Raw genomic sequence first — 22,222 nt, 5'->3', positions numbered from 1 at the left:
CGGAAACGTACGGAAAGGCCCTGCACGGACAGCACGGGAGTCACAGCATCAGCTCCGATCGGCGCCGGGGGTTGATCCGTTCCCGCCAGGCACCCGCGAGGCCCGCGATCGCCAGGGTGGGCACGATGATGAACAGGCCGGGGAAGAGCGTCGGCCACCAGTCCCCGGCGAGCAGCGAGCCGCGCGCGCTCTGCACGAGCGTGCCGAGGCTGGCCTGGTGGGTGGGGAGTCCGAGCCCGAGGAAGGAGAGCGCGGACTCGTGCCACACGGCGTGCGGCACCATCAGGACGGCGGCGAGTCCGGCCTGCGGGAGCACGCCGGGCAGCAGATGCCGCACGGTGACGCGCAGTCTCGAGGCACCGCCGGAGATCGCCGCGTCGACGTAGGGGCGGGACCGCAGCGAGAGCACCTCGGCGCGGACGATGCGGGCCGTGGACAGCCAGTGGGTGAGCGCGACGGAGACGACGACCGGCCAGACGCCGGGCCGGAACATCGCCACGATGAAGATGCCGAGCAGCAGGTGGGGCACGGACGAGAAGACGTCCACGAGCCGCATGACGACCCGGTCCACCCAGCCGCCCGACGCGGCGGCGAGCGCGCCCACGGCCGTGCCGATGACGGTGGCGACGACGGCCGCCACCACACCCACCAGGAGCGAGACCCGCAGCCCGTACACGCAGCGCACGAGCAGATCTCGGCCGACGTCGTCGGTCCCGAAGGGGTGCGCCCAGGACGGCGGTTGAAGCTTGGCCGCGAGGTCGACGGCCTGTTCGTCGAGGTTCACGAGCGGCGGTACGAGCAGGACGGCGAGAACGACCGCCGCGACGATCACCGCCGAGGAACGTACCCGCCACGCGCGCGTGGAGCGAGTTTTCGAGGCGCCCCCTGTAGTGGCACGCCAGGTCACGTCAGCCATCGAATCCCACCCTCGGGTCGGCGAGGCCGTACAGCAGATCGGCGAGGAGGTTGCCCAGGAGCACCGCCGCCGTGGCGAGCACGGTCAGCGCGGCGAGCAGCGGGAAGTCCACGGAGGTGGCGGCCTGCACGGTGGCGGCGGCGATGCCGGGCCAGCTGAAGACGGTCTCCACGAGCAGCGCACCGGTGATCAGTTCGGGCACCCGCGAGCCGATCAGCGTGAGCACGGGCAGCATGCCCGAGCGCAGGGCGTGGCCGAGGAGGACGGTCCGTTCGGCGAGGCCACGCGCGCGTGCACCACGGACGGGGTCGTCCCCGAGCGCGTCGCCGACGCCTTGACGTACGTACAGAACGAACCAGGGAAGCTGCGAGATCGCCAGGACGGCGGCGGGCAGCACGAGATGGCTCGCGACTTGTCCTGCCGTCACGGTCGAGCTCGCGGTGTCCGTGAGCCCGCCCGACGGCAGCACGCCCAGCTTGAGGGCGAACAGCCAGACGGCGAGGAGGCCGATCCAGAACGGCGGCGCCGCTTCGAGGGTGTACGCGAGCGAGGTCACCGCACGGTCGAGCCAGCCGCCCGGACGGCGCGCGGCGAGGACGCCGAGCGTGGTGCCGACGAGGATCGCGAGCAGGAACGCGGTGGCGGCGAGCAGCACGGACCAGCCGATGCGTTCACCGATGGCGTCGGAGACGGGCTGGCGCAGGGTGCTGGAGTCCCCGAGGTCGCCGGTCAGGGCCGAGGTGAGCCAGTTCCACCAGCGCTGCACCAGGGGCTGGTCGACGCCGAGGTTGGCGCGCAGCTGGTCGAGGTTCTCCTGGGACGCCGTGAGCCCGGCCGTCCCCGCGTACGCCTTGACCGGGTCGAAGGGGGACGCGGCGGCGATCGCGAAGACGCCGAAGGTGACGGCGAGCAGGACCGGGACGGCGAACAGGGCCCGCCGTCCCGTCATGCGCGCCATCGGCCCCCACGGGAGCTTCCGGAGCGCGGACTTCACTGCTTCGGCTGCCAGTCTTCGACGTTCCACCACGGTCCTGACGCGAGGCCGTGGTCGTGCGGCTCGGTCTGGGTGGTCAGGTCGCCGAAGCGCTTGTCGACGACGTAGAGGTGGTCGATGTGGGTGAGGAAGGTGTAGCCCGGGTTCTTCACCAGCTCGCGCTGGATGGTGTCGTACGCGGCCTGCCGCTTGGCGTGGTCGCCGCTCTCGCGGGCCTCGTCGAGCGCCTTGTCGACCTTGGGGTTGTCGTAGTGGGCCATGTTGTTGAAGCCGTCACCGGCGAGCGAGGACTTCAGGAGGGTGTACTGGTCGAAGTCCGGGTCGGCCGGGGAGCCGCCGCCCGCGAGGACCGCATCCTTGGGCATCCGCGGCTCGATGACCTCCCACGTGCCGGCCTGCACCTCGACCTTGATGCCGAGCTTCTTGGCGTCGGACGCGTAGGCGAGCGCGTGGTCCTGGCGGAGCTTGTCGCCGGAGAGGTACCAGAGCGGGAACTCCGCCTGGACGCCGCCCTTCTCGCGGATGCCGTCCTCGCCGGGCTTCCAGCCCGCGTCGTCGAGGATCTTCTTGGCCTTGGCGGCGTCGAACTTCAGCTCGGTGCCCTTGGTGAACCAGGGGCTGTCGGTCGGCACGGGCCCGTAGGCCTCCTTGCCCGCGCCGTCCAGGATGGAGTCGACCATCGCCTTGCGGTCGACGCCGGTGTCGAGCGCGCGCCGGATGTCGGTGTCGCCCGCGACCTTGTTGCCGGTGGGCAGGGTCACCACGCGGTAGTCGAAGGTCTTGGCGGCGTACGTCTTCTTGTTGCCGTCGTTCTCGTACTTCTTCGCGAGGTTGGGCGGCAGGATCGCGCCGTCGAGCTCACCGGCGTCGAGCCGGGTGGCCCGGATGTCGTCGTCCTTGATGATCGCCATGGTGAAGTTCTTGACCTTCGGGGCGCCGCCCCAGTAGCCGGGGTTGGCCTTAAAGGTGAGCTTCTCGCCCTTGGACCACTTCACCAGCTTGTACGGTCCCGTGCCGACCGGATCGGCGGTGAACTTCCCCGTGTTCACGTCCTGCTTGCCCGCTATGTGCTCGGGCGCGATCGGCAGGACGGTGCGCTCGGCGAACGGCGCGTAGGGGTACTTGAGGTGGAAGACGACCGTGTCGTCGCCCTTCGCCTCGACGCTCTTCACGGCGTCGAGCTCGGTCTTGGCGGCGTTGTTGGTCTTCTTGTCGAGGATCGTCTCGTAGGTGAAGACGACGTCCTTGGACGTGAAGGGCTTCCCGTCGCTGAACTCGACGCCCTCGCGCAGCTTGTACGTGTAGGTCTTGCCGTCGTCGGCGACCTTGGGCAGCTCCGCGGCGAGCGCGGGCTTGAGCTTCATGTCGGCGTCGTGCGTGAGCAGACCGTCGAAGATCTTGGAGTTGCCGTCCTTGCCGTAGCCCAGGAGCGGGCTGAGGGACTCCGGCTCGTACGCGATGCCGACGACCGCGGAGTCCTTGGCGGCGCCGGCCCTGTCGCCGTCGCCCGGCGCCGAACAGGCCGAGGCGGCGACCGCCAGAGAGGCGGCCGCCGCCACCGCGCCCGTGCCCCGTATCGATCGGGCCCTCATGCTCCACACCCCTACTGAAGATCAACAGTTATTGCGAACAGTTCGCAATTATGCCTCACGTAATGGAGACGTAAAACGCGCAGCCCGCACGCGGTACGTGCAGGCCGCATCGAATACTGCTGTGGGGTATGTACGTCGGGATTTACGTCGGGATTTACGTCGGTCAGGGCGCCTGGAGGTCGAGCAGAGCCGCCAGTTCATCGCGGTGCCTGCCCGCCGTCCCGAAGGCGATCGAGTCGGCCTTGGCCCGCTTCAGATAGAGGTGCAGCGGGTGCTCCCACGTCATGCCGATGCCGCCATGCAGCTGGAGCGCCTCCTCGGCGGCGTGGACCGCGACGGGAGCGGCATAGGCCTGGGCGAGGGCGGAGGCGAGGTTGGGTTCGTCGCTGCCGGTCGCCAGGGCGTCGGCGGCGTGCCGGGCGGCGGCGCGGGTGTTGACGACCTCCAGCCACACCTGGGCGAGCCGGTGCTTCAGTGCCTGGAACGAGCCGACGGGCCGGTTGAACTGGTGCCGTTCCTTCGTGTGGCGCACGGTCTCCGTCAAGCACCATTCGGCGAGGCCCAGTTGCTCGGAGGCGAGCAGCCCGGCCCCGGCCCGCAGACCCATGCGTACCGCAAGGTCGGTGTCGGAAGTGAGGGCACGCGCGCGTGCCGCGTCGAAGGTCACCGTGGCGAGCGGACGGGTGGGGTCGAGGGAGGTCTGCGCGGTGACGGTCACGCCGTCCTGTGCGACGTCGGCAGCGAAGAGCCCGGCGGCCGTCGGCACGAGCAGCACGTCGGCGGCGGCCGCGTCGGCGACGCCCGTGACGCTGCCGTGCAGGGCGCCGCCCTCTTCGCGTACGTCCGTGAAGGTCTGGCCGGCGGCCGCGGACAGCGGCACGGCGAGCACGCCGACCGTGCGTCCCGACGCCAGTGCCGTGAGCAGTTCGGCCGCCGCGTCCCCGTCGCAGACGAGGAGCGCCTCGGTCGCGACGACGGCGCTGGTGAGATAGGGCACGGGTGCCACCGCACGGCCCAACTCCTCCAGGACGACGGCCGCTTCGCGGTGGGCGGCACCCTGGCCGCCCAGTTCCTCGGGCACGAGCAGGCCTGCCAGGCCCATGCCGTCGGTGAGCGCCTTCCACAGTTCGCGGTCGTGCGGCTGGTCGGTCTCGCAGCGGGCGATGACGGCGGCCGCGTCGCAGTGGTCCGCGAGCAGGCCGCGCACGGCCGAACGCAGCGCCTCTTCCTCTTCGGAGTAGAGCAGATCAGTCATCGCGCGAGGTCCTTCCAGGCGACGTCCTTGTCGGTGCGCGGTTCGGACGGCAGGCCGAGGACGCGCTCGGCGACGATGTTGAGCAGCACCTCGCTGGTTCCGCCCTCGATGCTGTTGCCCTTGGCGCGCAGATAGCGGTAGCCCGCGTCACGCCCCGCGAAGTCGACCTTCTCGGGCCGCCGCATCGTCCAGTCCTCGTACAACAGGCCTTCCTCGCCCAGGAGTTCCACCTCCAGGCCGCTGATCTCCTGGTTGAGGCGGGCAAATCCGAGCTTCAGCCCGGAGCCCTCGGGCCCCGGCTGCCCCGCGACGAGCTGCTGGCGCAGCCGCTCACCGGTGAGCCGGGCGACTTCCGCCTCCACCCACAGCTTGAGCAGGCGCTGGTGCAGGTCGTGGGTGCGCAGTTCGGGGCGCTCGCGCCAGGTCGCGGCGACGGGGGCGATCAGGCCGCCCTCGCGCGGGATGCGCGACCCTCCGATGGACACGCGCTCGTTCATCAGGGTGGTCTGCGCGACCTTCCAGCCGTCGCCGACCTCCCCGAGACGGTGCGCGTCCGGGATGCGTACGCCGGTGAGGAAGACCTCGTTGAACTCGGCCTCGCCGGTGATCTGGCGCAGCGGCCGCACCTCGACGCCCGGGTCGGTCATGTCGCAGACGAAGTAGGTGATGCCGCGGTGCTTGGGCACCTCCGGGTCGGTGCGGGCGATGAGGATGGCCCAGCGGGCGGCGTGCGCGCCGGACGTCCACACCTTCTGCCCGTCGACCACCCAGGTTCCCCCACTCTCGGCTTCGCTCGAGCGGGAGGTGCCCCCCTCGTCCCGGACCGCGCGGGTGCCGAGCGCGGCGAGGTCGGACCCGGCGCCCGGCTCGCTGAAGAGCTGGCACCACACCTCGTCGCCGATCCACAGCGGCCGCAGAAAACGCCGCTTCTGCTCGTCGGTGCCGAAGGCGAGGATGGTGGGCGCCGCCATGCCGAGGCCGATGCCGATGCGGCGCGGATCGTTGTCGGGCGCGCCCGCGGTCTCCAACTCGGCGTCGACGACGGCCTGCAGGGCACGTGCCGCGCCGAGGCCGCCGAGCCCCTGCGGATAGTGCACCCAGGCGAGTCCGGCGTCGAAGCGGGCCTTGAGGAAGTCGACGCGGTCCGTCGAAGCGGGCGGGTTGGCGGCGAGGAACTCCTGGGTGCGGCGGCGCAGTTCGGCGGCGTCGGTCATGCGGCGGCTCCCTCGGGGACCACGGCCACGCGGCCCGTGGTGATGCCGTCGGCGACGCGCTGGACGGCGGCCGCGGCCTCGCCGAGCGGCACCCGCTCGCTGATGAGGGGCTTGATGGCGCCCTTGGCCGCGAGCTGGGTGAGCTCCTCGTGGCAGCGCAGGATCGCCTGCGGGTCCTTGGCGTTGTAGAGGCCCCAGTGCAGGCCGAGCACCGAGTAGTTCTTCACCAGGGCGTGGTTGAGCGCGGGCGTCGGGATGACGCCGCTCGCGAAGCCGACGACGATGATCCGTCCCTCGAAGGCGACGCACTTCGCCGACTGGGTGTACGCGTCGCCGCCGACGGGGTCGTAGACGACGTCGGCGCCACGGCCGCCGGTGGCCTCCTTCACGGCGCCGATCACATTCTCCGTACGCCGGTCGATCACGACGTCACAGCCGAGCTCCCGCGCCACCTCGGCCTTCGCGGCGCCGCCGACGACACCGATGACCTTGGCGCCCGCCGCCTTGCCGAGCTGGACGGCCGCGCTGCCGACGCCGCCGGCGGCCGCGTGCACCAGGAGCGTCTCGCCCTCCTGGAGGTGCGCGCGGCGGTGCAGGCCGAACCAGCCGGTCTGGTAGCCGATGTGCAGGGCGGCGGCCTCCGCGTCGTCCAGTGCGTCGGGTGCGGGCAGCACGGCGGCCGCGTCGGCGATCGCGTACTCGGCGAAACCGCCGTACGGCAGCGCGGGGTTGGCGATCACGCGGCGCCCGTCCTCGGTCTCGCCGCAGATCTCCACGCCGGGCGTGAACGGCAGCGGGGGCGTGATCTGGTACTGCCCCCGGCAGAGCAGGGCGTCCGGGAAGTTGATGTTGGCGGCGCGGACCTTCAGGAGCAGCTGTCCGTCGCCCGGCACCGGGCGGTCCACGTCTTCGAGGCGCATCACCGCGCCCGGCTCGCCGTTCTGGTGCACTTGCCATGCCTGCATGCGGGGCCTCCACGGGGCTTTCGTAGACCGGGCTCCGTCGCATACTAAGCGGTCGCTTGCAGGCAGGGGAAGGTCCTGTCAGGCGCCCTTGGGCCGCCGCTGGGCGGGGCGCGCCCTGACGTGCATCCGCTCCCCCTGCGGCCCGAACAGGCTGAGGAATTCGGCGGGGCCCTCGCCCGTCGAACCGAACCAGTGCGGCAGGCGGGTGTCGAACTCGGCGGCCTCGCCCGCCGTGAGGACCACGTCGTGATCGGCGAGCACGAGCCGCAGTTTCCCCGAAAGGACGTACAGCCACTCGTACCCCTCGTGGGTCTGCGGATCGGGCTGTACGGAGCGGGCGGGCTCGACCACCTTGTACGCCTGGAGGCCGCCGGGCTGCCGGGTCAGCGGCACCATCGTGCGGCCGTGCCGGACGATCGGCTTGGCCCGCACCCTGGGGTCGCCGACGGGCGGGGCGCCGACCAGCTCGTCCAGGGGTACCTGGTGGGCGCGGGCGATGGGCAGCAGCAGCTCCAGGCTGGGCTTGCGCCGGCCGGACTCCAGGCGCGAGAGCGTGCTCACGGAGATGCCGGTGGACTGCGAGAGGGCGGCGAGGGTGGCGCCGCGCTCCTTGCGGACGCGCCGCAGGCGCGGGCCGACTTCGGCGAGCACTCCGTCCAGATTCGCGTCGTCGCCGTCAGCGCTCTCCGTGGCAGCCGCCGCCGCGCCCTCTTCGATCTTCTTCGCCATGAATTCATTGCAGTATCGGCAACGTTGTTTGTCAATCCCGCGTCGTCGGTGCGACGGTCTCCGTGGAGGTGGTCACCATGACCCAGGACACCAGGAACGTGAACGGCACCAGCACCAGCACCAGCGGCAGCACCGGCGCCTCGTACGACGTGGTCGTCGTCGGCGGTGGTGCGGCCGGGCTGAGCGCGGGGCTCGTGCTCGGCCGGTCGCGGCGGCGCGTCCTCGTCGTCGACGCGGGCGAACCGCGCAACGCGCCCGCCGCGCACATGCAGGGCTATCTGTCGCGGGACGGCATGCCGCCCGCCGAGTTCCTCGCCGAGGGGCGGCGGGAGCTTGCGGCGTACGACGTGGACGTGGCCGATGACCGTGTGACGGCCGTACTGCCGGACGGCGCCGGGGAGTTCGACGTCACGCTGGCGGGCGGCCGGTCGGTGCACGCCCGGCGGATCGTCGTCGCCACGGGCCTCGTCGACGAGCTGCCCGAGCTGCCCGGTGTCGCCGAGCGCTGGGGCCGTGACGTGCTGCACTGCCCGTACTGCCACGGCTGGGAGGTGCGGGACCAGGCCTTCGGAGTGATCGCTTCGGAGGTGTCCGGGATCCACCAGGCGCTCCTGGTCACCCAGTGGTCGAAGGACGTGACGCTCTTCCTGCACACCGTGCGGGAGCTGCCCGACGAGGACTGGGAGAAGCTGGCCGCGGCCGGCGCCACGGTGATCGAGGGCGAGGTGGCCGGGCTCGAGGTCGAGGGCGACCGCCTGGTGGGGGTGCGGCTCGCGGGCGGCCAGGTGTTCCCGTGCTCGGCGCTGTTCGTCGACGCGAAGCCGGTGCCGAGGCACGGCCTCCTGAACGAGCTCGGCGCCGACATGCAGGACACGCCCGTCGGCCCCTACCCGGCCGTCGACCCGACAGGCCGCACGAGCGTCCCCGGCGTCTGGGCCGTGGGCAACGCGACAGGCCCGAAGGTCCAGGTGATCCAGGCGACGGCCGCGGGCTACCAGGCCGGCGTGATGATCAACTACGAGCTCGTGCTCGCGGACGTCGAAGCGGCCGCGGCACGGCGCCGCGCGGGTGCCTTCTCTCCGGAGATGGAGGCCGAGGTCTCCGAACACGTACGGGGCGCCGACCGCCACGGTCTGCGCTGAACCACTGTCACTGTGCCTCAATTCCCGTACAGCCATGGAGCTTTGATGCGGAAGGCGGTATCGATGCGCCCATGACTGACGAGACTGGCGCGCCGCTGCCCGGACTCCCCGCGCCTCCCCCGCCGGGCGTGAGCGCCTTGCCCGACGGCACCTACGACGGGGCGGTCGTCCTGGTCACCGGTGGCGGGACGGGGCTCGGCAAGGCGATCGCGGCGGAGTTCGCGCGGCTCGGCGCGGATCTGGTCATCGCCAGCCGCAAGGAGGACCGTCTGAAGGCGGCGCGGGACGAACTCGCGGGCCTCGGCGGCCGGGTGACGGCCGTGCCCTGCGACATCCGCGACCCGGACCGCGTCGCGGCGACCTTCGATGCCGCGGAGGAGGCGTACGGACTGCCGGACGTGCTGGTCAACAACGCGGCGGCGAACTTCCCCGTGCCCGCCGAGGACATGTCACCGAACGCGTGGCGCTCGGTCGTGGACATCACGCTGACCGGGACGTTCTTCATGACGCGCGAGTTCGCCCGCCGCCATCTCGCGGCGGGCACGCCCGGTTCGGTCATCGCCATCGGGGCGTCGTACGCGTGGACGGGCGGGCCCGGTTTCGCACACAGCGCGGCGGCCAAGGCGGGCGTACGGAGCCTGGTCGAGACCCTGGCGGTGGAATGGGGGCCGTACGGCATCCAGGTCAACGGCCTGGTCCCGGGCCTGATGCCGCACGAGGACATGACCGACGACATCCGCGGCAACCTGGACCGGGCCCGGGACAAGGCCACCCGTCAGCCCGCTCTCCGCGTGGGCGCACCACGCGAGCTGGGCTGGGCGGCGACGTTCCTCGCCTCGCCCTACGCCCGCTTCATCACCGGGCACACCCTGGTGGTCGACGGCGCGAACTGGCAGCGGCGCGGCCTGGTGAGTCCGCAGGTGGTGACGGTGCGGGAGCAGATGGGGCGGGGGGCCTTCGAGGGGTGACGGTGGTGTCCGCCGGCCGCCGGCGGCCAGCGTCACATCCCTCGAACTCCGCCGGCCCACGGCGGTCGGCATCACTTCCCCTCGAACTCCGCCGCCCGCCGCCCCGCCCGCGCCGCGTACCCCGCTCGCGAGTCCTCCGACGTGAGCGTGATCGCCGCGTTCATCGCCACCCGGTCGAGGGCGGCATCCATTCCCGCGTCCGCGTAGGCGTCGATGCCCCGCTTGATGCCCTGCACCGCGAGCGGGGCGTTGGCGGCGATCTCCGCGGCGACGTCGCGGGACGACTTCGCCAACTCGTCACCTGGCACCACCAGTTGGAGGAGGCGGAGCCGTTCAGCCGTGACGGCGTCGATGCGGCGGCCGGTGAGTGAGAGCAGCTTGGCCCAGCCCGCGCCCGCGTCCCGCGCGATCCGCAGATCGCCGCCCGCGTCGACCGCTACACCGATCTGCGCCTCGGGCAGCGCGAACACCGCGTCGTCGGCGGCGATCCGGACGTCCGCCATCAGCGCGAGCTCGAATCCGAAGCCCAGGCAGTAGCCCTGCACGGCGGCCACGACGGGCTGCGGCAGGCGGGCGAACGTACGGAAGCGCTCGTGGACCCAGCGCAGCCCTTCGTAATAGTTGCGGGTGCGCTCGGAGCCCGAGCGGCCGTCGATCGCACCGAATCCGTTGAGCGACGTGACGTCGATCCCCGCGCAGAACGCCCGCCCCTCCGCCCGCAGCAGCACCACCCTGATCGAGTCGTCGAAGCGGATCCGATCGGCGAAGATGCCGAGCTGGCGGGTGGATTCCCAGCTCCACGCATTGAGCTTCGCCGGATGGCAGAGGGTGAGGATGCCGAGCCCGTCCTCGACTTCCAGGCGCAGGCGTTCCTCGCCCTCCGGAATGTCCGTGCCGATGGTGTCGATCATCAGAGACCAGCCCTCCGCCCGCGTTTCTGACGTACCGTCAGAGCCGCAGCGTACCGGCGGGGGCTCAGCGGCTGAAGACCTCGAAGGACACGGCGGGCTTTCCGCCGAAGCGCGCAGCCGTCCGCTGCACGTTGCCGGTGAGGAATTCGCGGCAGTACTTCTCGGGGTCCTCCTGCGTCAACACCTCGATGTAGGTGCGGTGTTCGAGGAGAGAGAGCACCGAGCGCTCGAACCCCGCCGTCGCGTCCGCCGCGTGCGTGGGTGACGAGGAACCGGCGACGGCGACCCAGCGCACGCCGTTCCAGGGTTCGAGGCCGTCCTCCTCGATCAGCTCGGGGAAGATCCAGCGGTTGCCCGCGTCCGACGCCGCGTCGAGGGTGGCGCGGCCGACGGCGACGTGATCGGGGGTGTTCCAGGCGACGCCGCCCCAGGTGTCGCGGTGGTTGAGCGTGATGACGAGCTCGGGCCGGTGCCTGCGGATCGCGGCGGCGATGTCGCGGCGCAGCGCGGTCCCGTACTCGATCACTCCGTCCTTGTGGTCGAGGAACTCCACGGTCGACACGCCGACCACGGCGGCGCTTGCCCGCTGCTCCCGCTCGCGCAGCGGCCCGCAGGTGGCGGGGTCGAGCGTGTCGATGCCGGCCTCGCCGCGGCTGGCGAGGAGATAGGCGACCTCGCGCCCGCCGTCGGTCCATCCGGCGATCGCCGCCGAGCAGCCGTACTCCAGGTCGTCGGGGTGGGCGACGACGGCGAGTGCGCGCTGCCAGTCTTCGGGCATGGGGGTGAGCTGGTCGTTCAACGGCTCTGTCATGGCCGCAGCCTAGCTCCGCGGGGCCGCGGGGCCACGGCCGAGGAGCCGTCAGGCCTCGCCGCGGGCCAGCGCGAGCAGCCGGTCGAGGACGCGCGGTGCGCCCACCCGAAGACCGTCGTGCTCGTACTCGTCGGTGACCCAGGTGCGCAGGCCGCGGATGGCGCGGGCGGTGCGCAGGGAGTGCCCGGTGTCGACGTACATGTCGTCGTGGTAGATCGCCGCGGCGGCCGGAACCTCGTTGGCGGCGAGGCGCGCTGTGTCGTACAGGGGTGCCCAGTCGGTGCGTGCGGCAAGGAGGTCGGCGGTCTCGCGCAGCGGCTTCAAGGCCGGGTCGCAGTCGAACTGCCAGCGCTGGATGGCCTCTCCGGTGAAGAGCAGCGGAGCGTCACCGTTGAGCGCCTTGGCCGGGTCGAACTGCGGGTACTCGCCGCGTACCCGCTGTGCGGACCAGTCGGTGGGCCGGCCGCCCTGGCCGTAGATCGTCTCGTGCATGAGGGCGAAGAGCGGGTTGCTCCGGAGCGAGAGGGCGGCCTGCACGGCTTCCTGGAACGCGTCAGAGAGCGCGGGCCCGGACGGCGTCCGTACGAAGGCGTCTTCCACCAGGTAGTGCAGCCGGTGGCTGCCGTCGCCCGTGCCGAGGAGCATGCCAAGGGACTGGAACGCCTCGACGGTCAGGCGGTAGCCGCCGGTCAGCACCGGCTCGTGCTCCGCGACATGGGCGGCGATGCGGCGGACGCGTTCAACGTCCTGCGGATAGCGGGCGTAGTGGGCCGCGGTCTTGCGCTCCATGCGCGGATAGGCCGCGCGGTAGACGACGTCGGCGTGCCCGTCGAGCGTCGGCAGGCCACCGGTGATGATCGCGGTGTCCAGGCCCTCGGGGGCTGCCGAGAGGTAGTGGGTGGTGCAGAAGCCGCCGAAGCTCTGGCCGAGGACGGTCCAGGGGGCGCCGCCGGTGAGCTCGCGCCGGATCAGTTCGCAGTCGCGGACGATGGAGTCGGCCCGGAAGTGGGTGAGATAGTCCGCCTGTTCGCGGGGGCCGCCGCGCAGCGCGAGCGTCTGGCGGTTGGCGGGTGTGGAGCTGCCCGTGCCGCGCTGGTCCAGGAGCAGCACGCGGTAGTCCCGCAGGGCCCGGCCGAGCCAGGCCTCCTTGCCCACGAAGCGGTTGGCGCCACATCCCGGACCGCCCTGCAGATACACCAGCCACGGCAGGTTCCCGCCCGCGTGGGCGCCGGCCACGACCTCCCGCGCATAGACCTCGATGCGCTCGCCCGCCGGGTCGTCGTGGTCGAGCGGCAGGGAGAAGCGGTGGTCGGTGAGGACGACGCCGGGCTGGCGGTAGGGGGCGCTGGCGGTCAAGGGGGCTCCTGGGCGACGCGTGGAACGGGGTGCTTCGTCACAGTTGAGCACACCCGTGCCGGGAGCGATCAAGGGGGCATCAGGCTGATGCGGTCAGCGGGGCGCCAGGCTGGAGCGCCGCACCACGAGCTCGGGCTGGAGCACCACGCGCCGGTGCTCGTGCCGCTGAGGGGCCTGCGACTCGGTCTCCTCCAGGAGGAGTTCCGCGGCCATGGTGCCCATCGTGACGGCGGGCTGGCGCACCGAGGTGAGCGGGACGACCGCCGCGGCCGCGAACTCGATGTCGTCGTAGCCGACGATGGCGATGTCCTCGGGGACGCGCACCCCGGCGGCGTACATCGACTGGAGCACTCCGAGGGCCAGCAGGTCGTTGGCGCAGAACACGGCGGTCGGCCGCTCGGCGAGCCCGAGGAGGCGGGCGCCCGCGTCGCGTCCCGCCGCCACGTCGAGGCGCTCGGTGGGCAGTTCCCGCAGCGCCGATGCCGGCAGGCCCGCCTCGGCGAGCGCCTGCAGCGCCCCCTCCCGGCGGTCCTTGACCTGGTTGAGCCCCGCGGGACCGCTCACGTACGCGACGCTGCGGTGCCCGGTGTCGAGGAGATGGCGCACCGCGAGCGCCCCGCCCTGTACGTCGTCCACCGAGACGGAACACTCGGTGGCTCCCTCGGCGACCCGGTCGACGAGGACGAAGGGGATGTTGTGCCGGCGGAACGCCTCGATGTTGCGGCCCGTGGCGTCCGCCGGGGTCAGCAGGACGCCGCGCACCCGCTGTTCGGCGAAGAGCGCCAGATATTCGGCCTCTTCGGAGGGGCTCTGTCCGCTGTTGCACATCATCACGCGGAGCCCGGCGTCGCGCGCGGCCCGCTCGGCACCGCGCGCGACGTCCACGAAGAAGGGGTTGCCCATGTCGAGCACGAGCAGCGCCATGATGCGGCTCTGGCCCGCGCGCAGCTGCCGCGCGGACTCGCTGCGGACGTAGCCGAGCCGGTCGATGACGGACTGCACCCGGTGGCGGGTCTCTTCGGAGACCATGTCCGGCCGGTTGATCACGTTCGACACAGTGCCCACCGACACCCCGGCATGCTTCGCCACGTCTTTGATGCCGACCATGCGTCCCCTTGTTCCGTTGCTCGTACGGCGCCTTGTGCACCGCCTCGTGCGATCCCCTCAGAATTTGTACTGGTCGATGTTCTTCTTGTCGAAGACGGTCGGTTCGCCGAGATCGACCACTCCCTTGTCACCGATGGTGAAGCTGCCGAGGTCGCCCGCCTTGAACGACTCGCCCTTCTTGCCGGTGATCTGCCCGGACTTCAGGGCCACGGCGGTGTGCGCGGCGAGTGCGCCGAGCTTGGCGGGGTCCCACAGTTCGAAGCCCTCTACGGTGCCGTTCTTCACGTACTTGCGCATGTCGTTGGGGGTGCCGAGGCCGGTGAGGAGCACCTTGCCCTTGTACTTCGACCCCGAGAGGTACTGGGCGGCGGCCTTGATGCCGACCGTCGTCGGGGAGATGATCCCCGCCAGCTTCGGGTGTTCCTGGAGCAGGCCCTGGGTCTGCTGGAAGGACTGCTGGGCGTCGTCGTTGCCGTAGGCCGTCTTGACCAGCTTCATGTTCTTGTACTTGGGCTTCTTCAGCTCGTCCTTCATGAAGCCGATCCAGGTGTTCTGGTTCGTCGCCGTCTGGGCGGCGGAGAGGATCGCTATGTCGCCCTTGTAGCCGAGCTGCTTGCCGAGCAGCTGCACCTGGCTGCGGCCGAGCGCCTCGGCACTGGCCTGCGAGACGAACACGTCACGGCAGCCGGCGTTGGTGTCCGAGTCGTAGGTGACGACCTTGATGCCGTTCTTCATGGCCTGCTTGAGGGCGGTGCACAGGGCGCCGGGGTCCTGCGCGGAGACGGCCATCGCGTCGACCTGCTGCTGGGTGAGCGTGTTGACGTAACTGACCTGCCCGCTGGTGTCGGTCGCGCTGTTGGGCCCTGTCTCCTTGTATGTCGATCCGAGTTCCTCGAGCGCCTTCTCGCCGCCCTTGTCGGCGACCGTGAAGTACGGGTTGTTGACCTGCTTGGGCAGGAAGGCGACGGTCAGGCCCTTCTTGGTGGCCGCGTTCGGATCGGCTTTCGCGTCCGATGCCTTGGCCGCGTCGTCGTTCTTCGACGACTCCTTGGTGGTGCCTCCGCAGGCGGTGGCGGTGAGGGCGAGCGAGGTCACCGCGGCGAGGGTCACGCAGGCGCGGGTGAGGGCAGCTCTGCGGGCGGCTCGGCGGGGAGTTCGGCGGTGGGTTCGGCGGGGAGAGAGCATCGTTGGTCCCTTTCGGACTTGTCTGCGGTACGAGGGGGTCAGCGGGCGGGGGCGGTGGCGCGGCGGCCCGCCCTGGCGACGGCGATCTGCCGGACCACACGCGGCCCGAGCACGGACACGACGAGCAGCACGCCGGTGACGACGATCTGCGACTGTGCGGAGACGTTGAGCAGGCTCATCGCGTTCTGCAGCGCGCCGAGCAGGAAGACGCCGGCGATCGCGCCGCCGAGGGTTCCCTTGCCGCCGTCGAAGTCGATGCCGCCGAGCAGCACGGCGGCGACGACGGACAGTTCGAGCCCGGTGGCGTTGTCGTAGCGGGCGCTCGCGTAGTGCAGCGCCCAGAAGACGCCGGTGAGGGCGGCCATGAATCCGGTGGCGACGAACAGCCACAGCTTGTGCCGCTTGACGCGCACCCCGGCGAAGCGCGCGGCCTCCTCGTTGGCGCCGATCGCGAACAGCGAGCGCCCGAAGGGGGTGGCGTGCAGGACGACCACGGCGATCGCGAGGAGCGCGAGGAAGGGCAGGAAGGCGTAGGGCAGGAAGGTCTCCCCGACGCGTCCGGCCGCGAAGTCCAGGTACTGCGCGGGGAAGTCGGTGACGGCGTCCGAGCCGAGCACGATCTGCGCGATGCCCCGGTAGGCGGCCATCGTGCCGATGGTGACGGCGAGCGACGGCAATCCGAGCCGGGTCACCAGGAGACCGTTGATCAGTCCGCAGACGACTCCGATGACGAGGACCAGCGGAATGATCGTCTCGATGGCCATGCCCGCGTTCCACAGGGCGCCCATCACCGCTCCGGAGAGCCCTGCCGTTGAGGCCACCGAAAGATCGATCTCTCCGGAGACCACGAGGAGCGTCATCGGGAGGGCTATCAGCGCGATGGGCAGCGTATTGCCGATGAGGAACGACAGGTTGAGCGCGTTGCCGAAACCGTCGACAAAGGAGAACGACATCAGGAGGAGTACGACAAGGAGGGCGCCGACGACGGTGTCCCAGCGGACGGCGCGCGTGAGCGTGAGCCGGGTGGAGTCAGCCATGGCGGCCCGTCCTTCTGTTGGATGCGGCCCTCTTCTTCAGGGCCTTGGCGACGCGCAGGGCGACGATCCGGTCGACGGCGATGGCGAGGACCAGCAGCACGCCGTTGATGGCGAGCACCCACACGGAGCTGACGCCGAGCGCGGGGAGCACGCTGTTGATGGAGGTCAGCAACAGGGCGCCGAGTGCCGCTCCGTAGACGCTGCCTGAGCCGCCGGTGAAGACGACGCCGCCGACCACGACGGCGCTGACGACGGTGAGTTCATAGCCGTTGCCGGTGGCGGAGTCGACGTTGCCGAAGCGGGCCAGGTACAGCGCGCCCGCGAGTCCGGCGAGCGCCCCGCAGGCGGTGTAGGCGGCGAGGATCCGCTTGCGCACCGGAATGCCGGCGAGGCGCGCGGCCTCGGGGTTGGAGCCCAGGGCGTACAGCTCGCGCCCGCCGCCGAAGTGCCGCAGGTAGTACGCGACGCCGATCAGGACGACGAGCGCGATGAGCGCCAGGTAGGGCACGGCCGAGATCCCGCCGGAGCCGAAATCGATGTATCCGCCGGGCAGGTCGGCCGCGGTGATCTGCCGGGAGCCGACCCAGATCGAGTCGATGCCCCGGATGACGTAGAGCGTGCCGAGTGTCACGACGAGCGCGGGCACCTGGCCGAGGCTGACGAGCGCGCCGTTGAGCAGGCCGCAGCCGACGCCCAGCGCGACCGCGAGGAGGATCGCGACGGTCGAGTTGCCGCCGCCCTGGAGGTGGTTGCCTGCGGCGAAGGCGCTGATCCCGAGCGTCGAGCCGACCGACAGGTCGACGTTGCGGGTGATGACGACAAGCGCTTGTCCCGTCGCGACGAGGACAAGGATGGTCGCGTTGAGGAGCAGGTCCTTGATGCCCTGTTCGGACAGGAACTCGCTGTTGCCCGCCTGGGTGATGCCGATCATCACCAGGAAGACGAGCAGGATGGCCAGTTCGCGCATCTTGAAGACGCGGTCCACGAGGCGGGTCGCGGCGGCCTTCTCCGGGTCCACCGCGGGTGCGGGGCTCTGGGTGGTCGCGCTCATGCCGCCCTCCCTGTGGCCGCCGCCATCACGGACTCCTCGGTCGCCCGCGCGCGCGGGATCTCCGCGGTGAGCCGCCCTTCGTGCATGACGAGGACCCGGTCGGCCATGCCGAGGATCTCCGGCAGGTCGGAGGAGATCATCAGGACCGCGACTCCGTCGGCAGCGAGTTCGGAAAGCAAACGGTGCACTTCGGCCTTGGTGCCGACATCGATGCCGCGGGTCGGTTCGTCGACGATGAGCACCTGGGGGCGGGTGGCCAGCCACTTGGCGAGGACGACCTTCTGCTGGTTGCCGCCGGAGAGGGTGCCGACCGCGTCGGCGATCCGCGCGTACTTCACTTGAAGTCGCACCGCCCAGTCCAGCGAGCGGCTGCGCTCGGCGCCGCGGTCCATGAGGCCCGCACGCACCGTCGTACGCAGTCCGGTGAGCCCGATGTTGCGCTCGATCGACATGTCCATCACCAGGCCCTGGGCGCGCCGGTCCTCGGGGACGAGCGCGAGTCCGGCCGCCATGGCCGTGCTGGGGGCGCCGTTGACCAGCGCCCGTCCCTGCACCTCGACGGTCCCGGCGTCCCACCGGTCGACGCCGAACACCGCCCGCGCGACCTCACTGCGCCCGGCTCCGACGAGGCCGGCGAGGCCGACGATCTCGCCGCGCCGCACGTCGAACGACACATCGGTGAAGACACCCTCCCGGGTCAGCCTGCGGACGCTGAGGGCGACTTCACCCACCTGTGTGTCCTGCTTCGGGTAGAGCTCGTCGAGGTCGCGGCCCACCATGCGGCGTACGAGATCGTCCTCGGTCAGGCCGTCGAGCGGCTCACTGGCGATCAGGGCACCGTCCCGCAGCGTGGTGACGCGCTGGCACAGCTCGAAGATCTCCTCGATGCGGTGCGAGATGAACAGAACCGCAGCGCCCTGTTCGCGCAGGGCGCGGACGACGCCGAAGAGACGGGCCACTTCGCTTCCGGTGAGCGCCGCGGTCGGCTCGTCCATGATGAGGACCCGGGCGTCGAAGGAGAGCGCTTTGGCGATCTCGACGATCTGCTGGTCGGCGATGGAAAGGCCGCGCGCGGGCTGTTCGGGGTCGAGGTCCACCGCGAGGCGCTTGAAGAGCGCCCCGGCCGCGGCGTGCACCGCCTTGTGGTCCACGCGGCCGAGCGAGCGGCGTGGCTGGCGCCCCATGAAGATGTTCTCCGCGACGGACAGGTCGGGGAAGAGCGTGGGCTCCTGGTAGATGACGGCGACGCCCGCGTCCCGGGCGTCGCCGGGGCCGTGGAAGACGACCGGGCGGCCGTCGAGCGAAAGCCCTCCCGCATCCGGCCGGTGGACCCCGGCGAGGGTCTTGATGAGGGTGGATTTCCCGGCGCCGTTCTCGCCCGCTAGGGCGTGCGCCTCACCGGCGTACAGCTCCAAGGAGACGTCGTGCAGGGCGCGGACGGCCCCGAAGGACTTGCTCAGGCCCTGCACGGCCAGGACGGGGGGCTCTCTCATAGGTAGCACCGATCGGTCACGAAGGGCTGTGGCATCGGGAGGGGGCGCCGGGCAGCGGACGCCGGGAGTCACACGCCGGACACCCGGCGTGAAAGGTTTCAATCAATTTTCAGGGAAGCTAAACCCGCGCCAACTGTGGCGTCAATGGGCGTGCCTCGAAAATCCTCGTCCAGCTCGGCCTGGCACAGGCGGTCCCTCAAGACCCCTTGACAGGGCAGACCGCCCTCCCTAGCTTCACCTTGCGTGAAACGATTCATCGTCGAGTCGTTACGGAGTCGAGTTGTGATCAGCAGAAGACGACTGCTCAGCACCACCGCCACGGCCGCCCTGGGAACAGCGGTGGCCGCCGGGGCCGTTCCGACGGCCCACGCGGCCCCCACCGCAGGGGGCCGGTCCCTACGCGTGACCAGACCGACCGTCGAGTACGTCAGACACCCGCTCGGCCTCGATGTACCGCGCCCCAGGCTGAGTTGGCCGCTGGCGTCCGAGGAAGAGGGCCAGGCGCAGAGCGCCTACCAGGTGCGGGTGGCCACCTCCCCCGGCCGCCTCGCCGACCCCGACGTCTGGGACAGCGGCAAGGTGACGTCAGGCGATTCGGTCCTGGTCCCGTACGCGGGCCCCGAACTCAAGGCCCGTACGCGCTACCACTGGTCGGTGCGGGTCTGGGACACCGCGGGCAAGGCATCCGACTGGAGCGAGCCCTCCTGGTGGGAGACCGGGCTCTCCGCGGCCTCGGACTGGTCGGCCCGGTGGATCGGGGCGCCCGCCTCACTCATCGGGGCGCCCGCCCTGGACAAAGCGTCGTGGATCTGGTTCCCCGAGGGCGATCCCGCGAGCAGCGCGCCGGCGGCCACCCGTTGGTTCCGCGGCAAGGTCGACATCCCCGAAGGGGTCACCCGCGCGCGGCTCGTCATGACCGCCGACGACGGCTACACCGCGTACGTCAACGGCACGCGCGTGGCGCACGCCGAGGCGGACAGTGCCGCCGACAACTGGCGCCGCCCCGCGCTCGTCGACGTGACCGCCCACCTGAAGACCGGCGCCGCGGTCATCGCCGTCTCCGCCACCAACGCCACGACCGGGCCCGCCGGTCTGCTCGGCGTGCTCGAACTGACGACCGCCGACGGCGTGCGCGTCCTGACCACCGACGGCACCTGGAGGACCACCGACAAGGAGCCCTCCGGGGACTGGCAGGCCGCCGGATACGACGACGGCTCCTGGCCGGCGGCGAAGGTACTCGCCGCGTGGGGCTCGGGCCCCTGGGGGAAGGTCGCCCCCGGCCACTCCCCGGCCGCCCAGCTGCGCCACGAGTTCCGGCTCCGCGCGGGCAAGACCGTCGCGCGGGCCCGGCTGTACTCCACGGCCCTCGGCCTCTACGACGCCTGGCTGAACGGCGAGCGCGTCGGCGACGACCGCCTTGCGCCCGGCTGGACCGACTACAACAAGCGGGTCCAGTACCAGACGTACGACGTGACCAAGCAGCTCAAGTCCGGCGCCAACGCGCTCGGCGTGACGGTCGCCGTCGGCTGGTACGCGGGGAACGTCGGCATGTTCGGTCCGCATCAGTACGGCGAACGACCGGCGTTCCTGGCCCAGTTGGAGGTGACGTACACCGACGGCTCGACCGACCGTGTGCTCTCCGGCACCGACTGGCGCGCCGCCACAGGGCCGGTGACCGCCGCCGACCTGCTGTCGGGCGAGGACTACGACGCCCGTCTGGAGGCCGCGGGCTGGACACGCGCGGGCTTCGACGACGCGGACTGGGTCGCGGCCGACGCCGTCGACGAGGTCAAGGCCGCCGTCGTGGCTCAGATCGACGGCCACGCGCGCGTGGAGAGCGAGATATCCGCCCGGAAGGTGAGCGAGCCGAAGCCCGGCGTGTTCGTCTTCGACCTCGGTCAGAACATGGTCGGTGCGGTCCGCCTCACGGTCTCCGGGAAGGCCGGTACGAAGGTCCAGCTGCGCCACGCGGAGGTCCTCAACCCCGACGGCACGGTCTACACCACCAATCTGCGGAGCGCCCGGGCCACGGACACGTACACGCTCAAGGGCGACGGCAAGGAGACCTACGAGCCGCGCTTCACCTTCCACGGCTTCCGCTACGTAGAAGTGACCGGCTTCCCGGGGACACCGCCGCGCGACGCGATCGTGGGCCGCGTGATCCACACGTCGGCGCCCTTCACGATGGACTTCAAGACCAACGTCCCCATGCTCAACCAGCTGCACAGCAACATCACTTGGGGCCAGCGCGGCAACTTCCTCTCCATCCCCACCGACACCCCGGCGCGCGACGAACGGCTCGGCTGGACGGGCGACATCAACGTCTTCGCGCCGACCGCCGCCTACACGATGGAGTCGGCCCGCTTCCTCACGAAGTGGCTCGACGACCTGCGCGACGGGCAGCCCGACGACGGCGCCTTCCCCGATGTGGCGCCGAACATCGGCTCGCCCGGCAAGGGCGTGGCCGGCTGGGGCGACGCCGGGGTGACCGTCCCCTGGGCGCTGTACCAGGCCTACGGGGACAAGCGCGTCCTGGAGCAGTCCTGGTCCTCGATGCTGAAGTGGCTCGACTACCTGGAGAAGCACAGCACCGGCTATCTGCGCCCCGCCGAGGGCTACGGCGACTGGCTCAACATCCAGGACGAGACCCCCAAGGACGTCATCGGTACGGCCTACTTCGCGCACAGCGCCGACCTGGTCGCGCGGGTGGCCGAGACCCTGGGCAAGGATCCCGCGCCGTACAAGAAGCTGTTCGGCAGCGTCCGGGACGCCTTCCGCGCGGCGTACGTGACGGGCGGCGGCCGGGTGAAGGGCGACACGCAGACGGCGTACGTCCTGGCCCTCTCCATGGACCTGCTGCCCGAGGCCGACCGCGCACCGGCCGCCGCCCGCCTGGTGGAACTCATCAAGTCCAAGGAGTGGCACCTTTCGACGGGCTTCCTCGGCACTCCGCGCCTGCTGCCCGTGCTCACCGCGACCGGCCACACGGACGTCGCCTACCGGCTCCTCGTCCAGCGCTCCTTCCCGAGCTGGGGCTACCAGATCGACAAGGGCGCCACCACGATGTGGGAGCGCTGGGACTCCATCAAGCCGGACGGCAGCTTCCAGGACGCGGGCATGAACTCCTTCAACCACTATGCCTACGGCTCGGTGGGCGAGTGGATGTACGCGAACGTCACGGGCATCGCACCGGCCGATCCGGGATTCCGCAAGGTCCTCGTCCGCCCGCGTCCGGGCGGCGGCGTGACCGAGGCGGAGGGCCGTTTCGACGCGCTCTACGGCCCGGTCACCACTCACTGGAAGACGGACTCCGAAGGATTCCGGCTCACCCTCACCCTCCCCGCGAACACCACGGCGGAGGTGTGGGTGCCCGCCGACAAGGCGGCCCAAGTGACCCACGGATCGGCGGAGTTCCTGCGGATGGAGGACGGCTGCGCCGTCTTCACCGTGGCCTCCGGCACGCACCGATTCTCCAACTGACCCACCTCGACCGCTC

The 22,222-nt window shown here is 71.0% G+C and carries 18 protein-coding genes; 3 read left to right on the top strand and 15 right to left on the bottom strand.

The annotated features are described in order from the left end of the window. Positions 1–40: 40 nt before the first annotated feature. The 7 genes from OG453_RS36855 to OG453_RS36825 all read right to left on the bottom strand — a co-directional run bounded on the left by OG453_RS36855 (position 41) and on the right by OG453_RS36825 (position 7,665). Complete coding sequence (locus tag OG453_RS36855; protein WP_266872889.1) at positions 41–916, bottom strand: ABC transporter permease; 876 nt, start codon at positions 914–916, stop codon at positions 41–43. Then, entirely contained in the window at positions 909–1,874 is a 966-nt protein-coding gene (locus OG453_RS36850) for an ABC transporter permease (RefSeq protein ID WP_266872888.1), read from the bottom strand. Before OG453_RS36850 ends, OG453_RS36855 begins: the two co-directional genes overlap by 8 nt. Positions 1,875–1,906: 32 nt before the next feature. After that, positions 1,907–3,502 carry an ABC transporter substrate-binding protein gene (locus OG453_RS36845; RefSeq protein WP_266872887.1) on the bottom strand — a complete coding sequence of 532 codons (1,596 nt, stop codon included), beginning with the start codon at positions 3,500–3,502 and terminating at the stop codon, positions 1,907–1,909. A gap of 163 nt (positions 3,503–3,665) precedes the next feature. Continuing rightward, on the bottom strand, positions 3,666–4,757 hold the full coding sequence (locus OG453_RS36840) for an acyl-CoA dehydrogenase family protein (protein ID WP_266872886.1): 1,092 nt from the start codon (positions 4,755–4,757) through the stop codon (positions 3,666–3,668). Next, the gene (locus OG453_RS36835) at positions 4,754–5,971 is read right to left on the bottom strand and encodes an acyl-CoA dehydrogenase family protein (protein ID WP_266872885.1); all 1,218 of its coding nucleotides are present in this window, start codon (positions 5,969–5,971) and stop codon (positions 4,754–4,756) included. Before OG453_RS36835 ends, OG453_RS36840 begins: the two co-directional genes overlap by 4 nt. Then, the gene (locus OG453_RS36830) at positions 5,968–6,936 is read right to left on the bottom strand and encodes an NADPH:quinone oxidoreductase family protein (RefSeq protein WP_266872884.1); all 969 of its coding nucleotides are present in this window, start codon (positions 6,934–6,936) and stop codon (positions 5,968–5,970) included. The genes OG453_RS36835 and OG453_RS36830 overlap by 4 nt, the downstream gene beginning before the upstream one ends. A gap of 78 nt (positions 6,937–7,014) precedes the next feature. After that, positions 7,015–7,665 carry a helix-turn-helix domain-containing protein gene (locus OG453_RS36825; RefSeq protein WP_266872883.1) on the bottom strand — a complete coding sequence of 217 codons (651 nt, stop codon included), beginning with the start codon at positions 7,663–7,665 and terminating at the stop codon, positions 7,015–7,017. Between the two features lie 77 nt (positions 7,666–7,742). On the opposite strand from OG453_RS36825, the gene OG453_RS36820 reads away from it, so the two are divergent. Then, positions 7,743–8,807, top strand: a complete 1,065-nt coding sequence (locus OG453_RS36820) for an NAD(P)/FAD-dependent oxidoreductase (RefSeq protein ID WP_266872882.1) — start codon at positions 7,743–7,745, stop codon at positions 8,805–8,807. A gap of 71 nt (positions 8,808–8,878) precedes the next feature. Next, positions 8,879–9,775, top strand: a complete 897-nt coding sequence (locus OG453_RS36815) for an SDR family oxidoreductase (protein WP_266872881.1) — start codon at positions 8,879–8,881, stop codon at positions 9,773–9,775. 71 nt (positions 9,776–9,846) lie between these two features. Here the strand turns inward: OG453_RS36815 and OG453_RS36810 are convergent, their stop codons facing one another. The 8 genes from OG453_RS36810 to OG453_RS36775 all read right to left on the bottom strand — a co-directional run bounded on the left by OG453_RS36810 (position 9,847) and on the right by OG453_RS36775 (position 18,726). Next, positions 9,847–10,686, bottom strand: a complete 840-nt coding sequence (locus tag OG453_RS36810; RefSeq protein WP_266872880.1) for an enoyl-CoA hydratase/isomerase family protein — start codon at positions 10,684–10,686, stop codon at positions 9,847–9,849. Between the two features lie 64 nt (positions 10,687–10,750). After that, a complete protein-coding gene (locus tag OG453_RS36805; protein WP_266872879.1) occupies positions 10,751–11,497 on the bottom strand; it encodes a PIG-L deacetylase family protein in 747 nt (248 codons plus the stop codon). Positions 11,498–11,545: 48 nt separating this feature from the next. Beyond that, positions 11,546–12,853, bottom strand: coding sequence for an alpha/beta fold hydrolase (locus tag OG453_RS36800; RefSeq protein WP_266872878.1), 1,308 nt, complete (start codon positions 12,851–12,853; stop codon positions 11,546–11,548). 93 nt (positions 12,854–12,946) lie between these two features. Further along, a complete protein-coding gene (locus OG453_RS36795) occupies positions 12,947–13,960 on the bottom strand; it encodes a LacI family DNA-binding transcriptional regulator (protein ID WP_266872877.1) in 1,014 nt (337 codons plus the stop codon). A 57-nt stretch (positions 13,961–14,017) separates the two neighbouring features. Continuing rightward, on the bottom strand, positions 14,018–15,145 hold the full coding sequence (gene rhaS, locus OG453_RS36790) for a rhamnose ABC transporter substrate-binding protein (RefSeq protein ID WP_266872876.1): 1,128 nt from the start codon (positions 15,143–15,145) through the stop codon (positions 14,018–14,020). 38 nt (positions 15,146–15,183) lie between these two features. Further along, positions 15,184–16,182, bottom strand: coding sequence for an ABC transporter permease (locus OG453_RS36785; protein WP_266872875.1), 999 nt, complete (start codon positions 16,180–16,182; stop codon positions 15,184–15,186). Then, complete coding sequence (locus OG453_RS36780; protein WP_266872874.1) at positions 16,175–17,233, bottom strand: ABC transporter permease; 1,059 nt, start codon at positions 17,231–17,233, stop codon at positions 16,175–16,177. Before OG453_RS36780 ends, OG453_RS36785 begins: the two co-directional genes overlap by 8 nt. Further along, positions 17,230–18,726, bottom strand: coding sequence for a sugar ABC transporter ATP-binding protein (locus OG453_RS36775; protein ID WP_266872873.1), 1,497 nt, complete (start codon positions 18,724–18,726; stop codon positions 17,230–17,232). Before OG453_RS36775 ends, OG453_RS36780 begins: the two co-directional genes overlap by 4 nt. Positions 18,727–19,008: 282 nt before the next feature. Here OG453_RS36775 and OG453_RS36770 point away from each other — a divergent pair, with 282 nt between their 5' ends. Further along, complete coding sequence (locus OG453_RS36770) at positions 19,009–22,206, top strand: alpha-L-rhamnosidase (RefSeq protein WP_266872872.1); 3,198 nt, start codon at positions 19,009–19,011, stop codon at positions 22,204–22,206. Positions 22,207–22,222 lie beyond the last annotated feature (16 nt).

Source organism: Streptomyces sp. NBC_01381, assembly GCF_026340305.1.
Lineage (GTDB): Bacteria > Actinomycetota > Actinomycetes > Streptomycetales > Streptomycetaceae > Streptomyces.
This window is presented reverse-complemented; position numbering and strand designations above follow the sequence as displayed.